General features: G+C 67.7%; 8 protein-coding genes. 3 read left to right on the forward strand and 5 right to left on the reverse strand.

The features are described 5' to 3' along the window. The first annotated feature begins 53 nt into the window (after window positions 1-53). Entirely contained in the window at window positions 54-1,640 is a 1,587-nt protein-coding gene (locus RTY13_RS11085; RefSeq protein ID WP_312783445.1) for an EAL domain-containing protein, read from the forward strand. A gap of 224 nt (window positions 1,641-1,864) precedes the next feature. Here the strand turns inward: RTY13_RS11085 and RTY13_RS11090 are convergent, their stop codons facing one another. Continuing rightward, entirely contained in the window at window positions 1,865-3,445 is a 1,581-nt protein-coding gene (locus RTY13_RS11090) for an ABC-F family ATP-binding cassette domain-containing protein (RefSeq protein ID WP_312783446.1), read from the reverse strand. Beyond that, window positions 3,411-3,548: a hypothetical protein gene (locus RTY13_RS11095; RefSeq protein ID WP_312783447.1), complete on the reverse strand. Its 138-nt coding sequence runs from the start codon at window positions 3,546-3,548 to the stop codon at window positions 3,411-3,413. Before RTY13_RS11095 ends, RTY13_RS11090 begins: the two co-directional genes overlap by 35 nt. Before the next feature lie 125 nt (window positions 3,549-3,673). Here RTY13_RS11095 and RTY13_RS11100 point away from each other — a divergent pair, with 125 nt between their 5' ends. Next, entirely contained in the window at window positions 3,674-4,198 is a 525-nt protein-coding gene (locus tag RTY13_RS11100; protein ID WP_312783449.1) for a group III truncated hemoglobin, read from the forward strand. On the opposite strand, the gene RTY13_RS11105 is transcribed toward RTY13_RS11100, so the two are convergent. Next, window positions 4,195-4,632 (reverse strand): hypothetical protein, encoded by a 438-nt coding sequence (locus RTY13_RS11105; RefSeq protein WP_312783451.1) that lies wholly within the window; start codon window positions 4,630-4,632, stop codon window positions 4,195-4,197. The two genes, RTY13_RS11100 and RTY13_RS11105, sit on opposite strands and share 4 nt — an antisense overlap. Before the next feature lie 172 nt (window positions 4,633-4,804). Here RTY13_RS11105 and uvrA point away from each other — a divergent pair, with 172 nt between their 5' ends. Next, window positions 4,805-7,744 (forward strand): excinuclease ABC subunit UvrA, encoded by a 2,940-nt coding sequence (uvrA, locus tag RTY13_RS11110; protein WP_312783453.1) that lies wholly within the window; start codon window positions 4,805-4,807, stop codon window positions 7,742-7,744. Between the two features lie 30 nt (window positions 7,745-7,774). Here the strand turns inward: uvrA and RTY13_RS11115 are convergent, their stop codons facing one another. Together RTY13_RS11115 and RTY13_RS11120 are read right to left on the reverse strand one after the other, a co-directional pair. Continuing rightward, window positions 7,775-8,662 (reverse strand): hypothetical protein, encoded by an 888-nt coding sequence (locus tag RTY13_RS11115; protein WP_312783454.1) that lies wholly within the window; start codon window positions 8,660-8,662, stop codon window positions 7,775-7,777. Between the two features lie 21 nt (window positions 8,663-8,683). Next, window positions 8,684-9,610, reverse strand: coding sequence for a hypothetical protein (locus RTY13_RS11120; protein ID WP_312783456.1), 927 nt, complete (start codon window positions 9,608-9,610; stop codon window positions 8,684-8,686). Window positions 9,611-9,650 lie beyond the last annotated feature (40 nt).

Below are 9,650 nucleotides of genomic sequence, written 5' to 3' on the forward strand. Positions count from 1 at the left end.
GAAACCGGTTTCGATCCGCGTTTTCTTAACAGGCTGAACCGCAAGGTCGGCCCATGAACCTGAAATCCCGCCTTCTTGGTCTCGCCTTCGCCGCCGCCGACGCTCTGGTCGAGGTGAACGACAAGGGCGTGGTCAGCTTCGCCCTCGGGGTCGGGCCGACGGCGGGACAATCGACAGCCGCCTGGATCGGCCGCCCCTTTGCCGATCTGTTGTCGTTTTCCAGCCGTGAGCCGGTTCAGGAGACTCTGGGGGGCATGACAGGCGGGGCGCGCAGCCAGCCGCTGGAAATTCTTGCCGACTGCGGCGACGGCCGCGTGCGTCGCGCCCTTTTTCGCGCCTTTCTCCTGCCCGATCTGGCGCCCGCGGTATCCTGCGCCCTGACCTGGCAAGGGGAGCCCTTCGTGCTCGAAGAAATCCCAGAGCAGCCCCTGGCCGACTCCGAGGGCTTTCTGGCTCTGGCCCGCGAAGGCCTCAACGGCAAGTCCGGCGCAGCCCTGCAGCGTCTAGCCATGGCCTTCATCGAGGTTCAGGGCCTCAGCGCCGCCAACGACGCCGCCCATGAACGCTTCGCCGCCCGAATCGGCGCAAGGCTGCAGGCGGCCTCGCACGACGGCGTCAGCGCCGGCCGGCTCACGCCAAACCGCTACGCCCTGATCAAGGAGGCCGACGACGGCCGCGATCTGGAGGCCGATGTCCGCGAGGCCGGCCTCGCCGAAGGCCTGACCCTGACCTCGCGCGCCAGCGAAACCCCCGTCGGCTCCGACGCCTTGTGCGCCCTGCGCGCCATGCGTTTCGCCATCGAGGGCTGCCTGAAGGACAACAAGGCCCAGCCCGAGCTCAGCTTCGCCGACTCCCTGTCCCGCACCCTGAAGGACGCCGATCGCTTCCGCAGCATCGTTCGTGAAAAGGAATTCGCCCTCTTCTATCAGCCCATCGTCGACCTCAAGACGCGGGCCGTGCACCACTTCGAGGCCCTGGCCCGCTTCGGCCAGGCAGGCGGCCCCGCGCCCGCCATCCGCATGGCCGAGGAACTGGCCCTGATCGAGAGCTTCGACCTGGCCGTGGCGGAAAAGATCGTCCACCGCCTGCGCCAGCCCGGCTCGGGCCTGCTCAAGATCGCCATCAATGTCTCGGGCGCCTCACTGGCCAACGACGCCTATGTCGCGGCCCTGCTGAAGATGACGGCCTCCGAGCCCGACAACCGCAAGCGCCTGATCGTCGAGGTGACGGAAACGGCCGCCCTGGCCGACATCGCCGCCGCCAACCGCCGCCTCGGCGCCCTGCGCGACGCGGGGGTCAAGGTCTGCATCGACGACTTCGGCGCGGGCTCCGCCGCCTTTGACTACCTGCGCGGCCTGTCGGTCGACGCCGTCAAGATCGACGGCGCCTTCGTGCGCGACATCGACGGCGACGCCCGCACCCGCACCCTGATCGGCCATCTGGTCGAGCTGTGCGGCTCGCTGGGCATGACCACCATCGCCGAAATGATCGAGACCGAGGACGTCGCCCAGGCCCTTCAGGATCTCGGCGTCAACTACGGCCAGGGCTGGCTTTTCGGCCGCGCCGAGGCCGAGCCCGTCACGACCGGCCCCGTCTCCCCCCGCGTCCGCCGTCAGGGCGTGATCGAAGCCTGGGGCTGACCCGGAGATCACAAGTCGAAACCACAAGCCCTGAAATTTTCAGGGATCGAAAACCCTTGAAGCGACGTCACACGCCCTGATCCCACCCTCTGCTAGGCTAGGAACGGTCTTTGACACTTCCCCCGCCCCTTACCCCCCGCTCATCCCGGCGGACGCCGGGATCCAGTGCTTCGGCTCCCATGCGCCATGGCTCAACGGAAGCGGCTGCGGCCCGACGAGTGGGATCAATCCACCCGCGTCAGCCGCACCTCCCGGCCGACCCCCACATTGTCCATGAAGTCCCGATCATGGGTGACGATCACCAGCGCCCCGTCATAGGCCGCCAGCGCCGCCTCGATCGCGGCGATCGAGTCCAGATCCAGATGGTTGGTCGGCTCGTCCAGGATCAGCAGTTGCGGCGGTCGCGCTCCGGTCATCACGCAGGCCAGCGCCGCCCTCAGCCGCTCGCCGCCCGACAGGGTTCCGACCGTCCGGTGCGCCGCCGTATTGCGGAACAGGAAACGGGCCAGCGCCGCATGGGCGTCGTTCGGCGTCCCCTCCGGGTTCAACCGCCGCCAGGCCTCGATCAGGGTCTCCTCCGGTTTCAGGATCGCCGCAGCCTGATCCAGCAGCGCCGCCGTGACAGGCCGCTCGATCCGCCCCGCCATCGGCTCCAGCGCGCCCGAAATCAGCTTCAGCAAGGTCGTCTTACCCGCCCCGTTCGGCCCGGTGATCGCCACCCGCTCCGGCCCCGTCAGGCGTAGCGACACTGGCCCCACAATCCGCCGCCCTTCAGGGCTGCGCCATTCGACCCCGTCCAGCGCCAGCACCACCTTGCCCGCCGCCAGCCCCGTCGACGGCATCGGCACGGACAGCAGCCGCGCCCGCTCGACCCGCTCACGCGCCTCGACCAGTCGCGCCTCGACCTCGGCCCGGCGACGCTCGGCCAGCCGCCCCTCGCGCGCGCCGCTTTCCTCGGCCCGCTGCGCCTTGGCGTCGAGCAGGATCTTGGGATCGGACGTTCCCGCCCGATGCGCCCGCCCCGCCTTGTCGCGCTTCGCCTTCTTCTCCAGCGCCGACTGCGCCTCGCGCGCAGCGCGGCCGACCTCGCGCTCGGCGCTCTCCAGATCGCGCTCCGCCGCCGCCCGTTCCGCCTCCCGCCGCTCGATGTACAGGTCCCAACCGCCCCCATAGGTCCGCGCCCCAAGGCTCGACAACTCGACGATCCGGTCCATCCGCCGCAGCAGGCCGCGGTCGTGGCTGACCGTCAGCACCCCGCCGGGCCAGCGCCCGACGACCTCGGCCACCAGAGCCCGCGCCTCGGCGTCCAGATGGTTGGTCGGCTCATCCAGCACGATCAGATCGGGCGCCGCCAGCATCAGACCCGCCAGCCGCAGCCGCGTTTGCTCGCCGCCGCTCAGGCTGTTCGTCAGCCGATCCTGCGCCAGCCCGCTCAGCCCGACCTGAGCCAGCGCCTCGTCCAGTCGCGCCTCCAGCGTCCAGTCGGCCTCAGCCATGTCCTCGACCGAGCCCTCGCCCGCCAGCACTCGCACCAGTAGGGCCAGAGGCTTCGCAGCCCCCAGGGTGTCAGCCACGGTCTCGCCGGGCGCAGGCTCATAGGTCTGAGCCAGCCAGCCGACCGTTCCGGCGCGCGCGACCGTCCCCTCGGCGGGTTCAGCCAGACCGGCGACAAGGCGCAGCAGCGTGGTCTTGCCCACGCCGTTGCGGCCCACGACGGCCGTGCGCTCGCGCCCGAAGGCGAGGCTCAGATTATCGAATAGGGCGTGACCGTCAGGCGTGCGGGCCGCGACGCTGGTGAGCGTCACGAGTGCGGATGCGGACGAGCTTGGGCTTGGGTTGAGCGAGGACATAGGCGAGCACGAAGAGCGGAGCGGAAAGGGCGAAACCGATTTCCAGAGCGCTGATCATGATCGTCGTGCCTCCTCGTCAAATACGTTGGCTGACTAGAAGGATGGGTGCTGATCTTTCGCAGCGCAACCCCAATTCTCCTGCGACGCTTTTGCGATGCGGCGCCGAGCCCCTATCTTCAGACCATGACCGCGCCCGACCGAACCGTCGCCTTCCGTATCGACCGCCCCGCCCCTGACCGCGCCGAGGCCGCCGCCCGCCGGGCCGAGGCCGTCCAGCGAATCCAGGACGAGACGGGCATCGACGAGGCCCTGATCGACGCCCTGGTCGAGGGCTTCTACGCCCGCGTCCGCGAGGACGATTTCATCGGCCCCGTCTTCGCCGAACGCATCGAGGACTGGGGGCCGCACCTGGAACAGATGAAGCTCTTCTGGTCCTCGGTCGCCCTGTCCACCGGCGTCTATCAGGGCCGGCCCATGCCGAAACACCTGCCCCTGCCCATCGACGCCCGCCACTTCGACCGCTGGCTGCAGATCTTCGAGGCGACCGCGCGCGACCTGTGCCCGCCCGTCGCCGCCGACCACTTCATCGTCCGCGCCCGCCGCATCGCCGAGAGTCTGGAGCTGGGCGTCGCCAACGCCAATGGCGTCCTGGTCGGTCCGGGCGAACGCTACCGCCGTCCCGAACCCGCCTGGACGCCAACCGATTAGGTGGACGGCTCGGCGCTCAACGGCTTCATCTGCGCATTGACGTTGAAGCCCTGAACCTTCCAGGCTCCGCCTTCCTTGACCAAGGTCGTGTAGGCGTGAACCACGCGATCAGGATAGGCGTAGTCCTGCTGCACCTCATAGACCTCGCCGCTCGTGCCGCTTGTCTTTCGCGTCCCAGCCACAGTGGGTTCAGGCGGAGTGGCCTCGCCGACCATGTTACGAAGCATCGGCAACTGAGCCCGGATTTCCTCCGCCTTGTTGGCCGACGACATACGGGCGATCAGCGCATCGTCACGGCCGAGCACGAGATCTTCGAACAGGGCGTCCGCCTCGGCGTTCAGCGCGGGATCGGATGTCGGCATGGTCGTGTGGAAGTTGCAGCCGCCCAGCGTGACGACGCCGACGATCACCGCCCCCCATTTCAGAATACGCATGGCCTACCTCCCTGGCTGACGGAACCTTACGGCCGCGCAGGTTCCACACAAGCCTCGCGAGAAAAGTTCTCATATTGTTCTTGCTGTTTCGGGCGAATTGATCCCCATATAGCGTCGTCGCCCCGGACCGTTTTCGGGGTCTCCCGCGTTCCCGCTTACCGTTTCCGGGCCCATGACCGAAAAGCACAACTTCATCCGCGTTCGCGGCGCCCGCGAGCACAACCTCAAGGGCGTGGACGTCGATATCCCGCGCGAGAAGCTGGTCGTGATGACCGGGCTGTCGGGATCGGGCAAGTCCTCTCTGGCGTTCGACACCATCTACGCCGAGGGCCAGCGCCGCTACGTCGAGTCGCTCAGCGCCTATGCGCGTCAGTTCCTGGAGCTGATGGGCAAGCCGGACGTGGACCTGATCGAGGGCCTGTCGCCGGCCATCTCCATCGAACAGAAGACGACGTCGAAAAACCCGCGCTCGACGGTCGGCACGGTCACCGAGATTCACGACTACATGCGCCTGCTGTGGGCGCGCGTCGGCGTCCCCTATTCGCCCGCCACGGGTCTGCCGATCGAGAGCCAGACCGTCAGCCAGATGGTCGACAAGCTGACCGCCCTGCCCGACGGCGAGCGCATCCTGTTGCTGGCCCCGGTCGTTCGCGGCCGCAAGGGCGAATACAAGAAGGAAATGGCCGAGTGGCAGCGTCAGGGCTTCCAGCGGCTCAAGATCGACGGCGAATTCTACGCCATCGAGGACGCCCCGGCGCTCGACAAGAAGTTCAAGCACGACATCGATATCGTCGTCGATCGCATTGTAACCAAAGCAGGTCTCGAGCCACGCTACGCCGACAGCATCCAGACCGCCCTGGGGCTGGCCGACGGCATCGCCACCGCTGAATGGGCCAGTGCCCCCGAGGGCGAAGAGCCGCGCCGCATCGTCTTTTCCGAGAAGTTCGCCTGTCCTGTGTCGGGCTTCACGATCTCAGAGATCGAGCCGAGGCTGTTCTCGTTCAACAACCCCTTCGGCGCCTGTCCGGCCTGCGACGGCCTGGGGGTCAAACTGGCCTTTGACGCCGATCTGGTGATCCCGGATCGCGACAAGACCCTGCACAAGGGGGCTGTGGCCCCGTGGGCGCGCGGTCCCTCGCCGCTTTACACCCAGACCCTGCAGTCGCTGGCCCAGCACTACGGCTTCTCGATGGACAAGGCCTGGCGCGACCTGCCCGAACAGGCCCAGAAGGTCATCCTGCAGGGCTCGGGCGGCGAGAAGATCAAGTTCGTCTATGACGACAACGCCCGCAAATACGAGGTCGCCAAGGCCTTTGAAGGCGTCCTGCCCAACCTTGAGCGCCGCTGGCGCGAGACCGACAGCGCCTGGGTCCGCGAAGAGCTGGGCCGCTATCAGTCCGAGACCCCCTGCGAGGTCTGCGGCGGCAAGCGCCTGAAGCCCGAGGCCCTGGCGGTCAAGGTCGGCGGCGCCGACATCGCCGAGATCAGCTGGCTGTCCATCTCCAAGGCCTATCTGTGGTTCACCACCCTGGACGACCACCTGACGGACAAGCAGCGCGAGATCGGCCGCCGCATCCTCAAGGAGATCACCGACCGGCTGCGCTTCCTGAACAACGTCGGCCTGGACTACCTCAGCCTGTCGCGCAGTTCCGGCACCCTGTCGGGCGGCGAGAGCCAGCGCATCCGTCTGGCCTCGCAGATCGGCTCGGGCCTGACCGGCGTCCTCTATGTGCTGGACGAACCCTCCATCGGCCTGCACCAGCGTGACAACACCCGCCTGCTGGAAAGCCTGATGGGCCTGCGCGACCTCGGCAACTCGGTCCTGGTGGTCGAGCATGACGAGGAGGCCATCCTGACCGCCGACTACGTCATCGACATGGGCCCGGCCGCCGGCGTCCACGGCGGCGAAATCTGCGCCCAGGGCACGCCCGCCGAGGTCATGGCCAACCCGAAGTCGCTGACGGGCCAGTATCTGACCGGAGCGCGCGAGATCGAACTGCCACCCGAAGGCCGCCGCCCGGTCGACCGCAAGCGGATGCTGAAGATCAGCGGCGCCACCGGCAACAACCTGAAGAACGTCACCGGCGAGATCCCCGTCGGCCTGTTCACCTGCGTCACCGGCGTGTCCGGCGGCGGCAAGTCCACCTTCACCATCGAGACCCTGTACAAGGCCGCCGCGCGCCGTCTGCACAACGCCTCGGACGCCCCGGCCAACTTCGACCGGATCGAGGGGCTGGAGCAGTTCGACAAGGTCATCGACATCGATCAGTCGCCCATCGGCCGCACTCCGCGCTCGAACCCGGCGACCTATACCGGCGCCTTCAACCCGATCCGCGACTGGTACGCGGGTCTGCCGGAGTCCAAGGCGCGCGGCTACGGCCCCGGCCGCTTCAGCTTCAACGTCAAGGGCGGCCGCTGCGAGGCCTGCCAGGGCGACGGCGTCATCAAGATCGAGATGCACTTCCTGCCCGACGTCTACGTCACCTGCGACGTCTGCAAGGGCAAGCGCTACAACCGCGAAACCCTGGAAATTGTTTTCAAGGGCAAGAGCATATCCGACGTTCTGGACATGACGGTTGAAGAGGCCGCGCGCTTCTTCAACGCCGTGCCCTCGATCCGCGACAAGATGCTGACGCTCGAGCGCGTGGGTCTGGGCTACGTCAAGGTCGGCCAGCCCGCCACCACCCTGTCCGGCGGCGAGGCCCAGCGGGTCAAGCTGTCCAAGGAGTTGGCCCGGCGCGCCACCGGCAAGACCCTCTACATCCTCGACGAGCCGACGACCGGTCTGCATTTCGAGGACACGCGCAAGCTGCTGGAGGTGCTTCAGGAACTGGTCGACAACGGCAACACCATCGTCGTCATCGAGCACAATCTGGATGTCATCAAGGTCGCCGACTACCTGCTGGACTTCGGTCCCGAGGGCGGCGACGGCGGTGGCGAGATCGTGGCCTTCGGCACGCCCGAACAGGTGGCCGACAACCCCGCCAGCTGGACCGGCAAGTACCTCAAGGAGGTGCTGGACCGCCACGAGGAACGCCGCAAGGCCCGCGTGGCCGCCCTGCCCGAAGTCCAGAAAGCTGAAAAGAAGACCCGCGCCCGCAAGAGCGCCTGACCGAACCGGTCAGGCGTCTTCGACTTCCACTCAGGGGCGCGGCGCGCCCTTGAGCTGCAGATAGGCGGCCGAGAACGGCGCGTACATGATGACGATCTGCGCCGCCGTCATGACAGCGTTGACGACCAGCGACACGGCCAGCATCGGCCCCAGGGCGCTGAGCAGGCTGGGGACGCTGGCGCCCTCCATGCCGACCATGCGCTCGGCCCCGCCGACCATCAGGCTGAGCGGCGCAGCCACGGCCGAGCCCAGCAGGCCGACCAGCATAGCCATGACCCAGGCGATGATCGCCATGCCCAGCAGCGGCCAGAAAACCATCTTGCCCGTCATGGCGAAGGTCGGCTTCACCGCGATCCGTCCCTCGGCGAAGGTCGCCGGAACGACCAGGCTGAGCCGCACCGACAGCCAGATCACGACCGCCAGCACCGCCAGCGACAGCAGGACCACGGCCAGCCACAGCGCCGGTGCGGCCACCGCCAGGGCGGCGACCAGGCTGACAAGCATGAAGCCGACGAAGCTGACGGCGAACATGATCAGGGCGACGATCAGGCTGGCGCCCAGCACCCGCAGTTCGTCCTTGCCGAGGCGCATGTAGCCGAACTTGCGATCCTCGGGCCGGATGACCGATCGGGCGATGGCGGTGCTGATCACGGCGCTGAAGAAAAGGCCCAGAGGCACGGCCCAGGCGACGATGACGCCATAGGCCTGAATCAGCGGCTGCATGTCCTCGATCGACGGCTCGGTCTGTCCCTCCAGTTGGGAAATCAACGACATGATGGTGACGAAATGCGACCCCACCAGCAGGAACAGCAGGCCGAAGAACACAGCGTAGGCCACGGCCCACAACAAGACGGCGACGGGCGCGCGCCGCGTCAGGCGAAAGCCCTCAAAGGCGCAGTCGGTGGCGGAAAAGATCATGCGGTCGTCCTCGATTCCCGATCAGCCTAGCGCAACCGGACGGGCTGCGTCCTGCGGCGCTTGCGCCAGCAGCGATCGGCAGGCCTCGGCATAGGGCGCCATCATCACCGTGTTCAGGAAGCCCTGCAGCCACGACAGGGGCACGAAGGCCGCCAGCGCCCAGGGGATCAGCACGCCCCAATCCACCGTCGGCGGCGCCCCCTGTTCCAGCATGGCCGCCAGGCTGAAGACATTGAGTCCCGCGACCAGGAACAGCACCACAGCGACGATCGCCAGCAGGGCCAGCTCGATCGCCAAGACGACCGCGATGATGGCCAGACTCAAGCCCAGCAGCCGCAGCACCTGCCCCCTCGACAGCCTCCAGCCCTGCACGAAGGCGAAGTCGCCCAAGGCCACGCTGGCCGGCATGATCAGACAGGCCCGCAGGATGACGCCCCAGACCGCCAGTCCGGCCGCAACCGCAACCAGCAGCCCCACGGCGACCGCCGCCGCCTCCGACACGAACCACAGTCCTGCCCCGACGGCGAAGGCGATCAGGGCGATCACGATGGCGGCGGCGTAGAAGCCGACGATCATGGCCAGGCCGACCACGGCGACCCGCACCTCGTCCATGCCGACCTTGAGGCCGGCGAAACGATCCGCGCGCTCGGGGAACAGCACCGTCCGGAAGATGGCGGCGGTCACCACCACCCAGATCAGCATCTGCAGAATGTTCGCCAGCCCCGACAGGGCCTGAAACTGGACCATCTGCCCGACCAGAACGGCGGAGGCCTCTTCCGACCCCATGTCCGTCAGGGCCATGGCCCCGAACAGGCGCAGCATCAGCGCGCCCATCAGCAATGAAGGCGCGACGGACGCCACGCCCCACATCCAGACCCGCAAGGGGCGCCGCCGCGTCAGCCTGAAACCGGAGGCCAGGGCCTCGCCGATGGAAAACGCCGTGGTCATGATGGGCTCCTCTTAAGCTTCGTCATACGCCAGACAGCGG

The sequence above is a fragment of the Brevundimonas sp. genome (genome assembly GCF_032055285.1).
Lineage (GTDB): Bacteria > Pseudomonadota > Alphaproteobacteria > Caulobacterales > Caulobacteraceae > Brevundimonas.

Excerpts from the sequence above, each read along its gene's own strand:
- RTY13_RS11085 (WP_312783445.1), top strand. The coding sequence starts at position 54 with ATGAACCTGAAATCCCGCCTTCTTGGTCTCGCCTTCGCCGCCGCCGAC.
- RTY13_RS11095 (WP_312783447.1), bottom strand. The coding sequence starts at position 3,548 with ATGATCAGCGCTCTGGAAATCGGTTTCGCCCTTTCCGCTCCGCTCTTC.
- RTY13_RS11100 (WP_312783449.1), top strand. The coding sequence starts at position 3,674 with ATGACCGCGCCCGACCGAACCGTCGCCTTCCGTATCGACCGCCCCGCC.
- RTY13_RS11105 (WP_312783451.1), bottom strand. The coding sequence starts at position 4,632 with ATGCGTATTCTGAAATGGGGGGCGGTGATCGTCGGCGTCGTCACGCTG.
- uvrA (WP_312783453.1), top strand. The coding sequence starts at position 4,805 with ATGACCGAAAAGCACAACTTCATCCGCGTTCGCGGCGCCCGCGAGCAC.
- RTY13_RS11115 (WP_312783454.1), bottom strand. The coding sequence starts at position 8,662 with ATGATCTTTTCCGCCACCGACTGCGCCTTTGAGGGCTTTCGCCTGACG.
- RTY13_RS11120 (WP_312783456.1), bottom strand. The coding sequence starts at position 9,610 with ATGACCACGGCGTTTTCCATCGGCGAGGCCCTGGCCTCCGGTTTCAGG.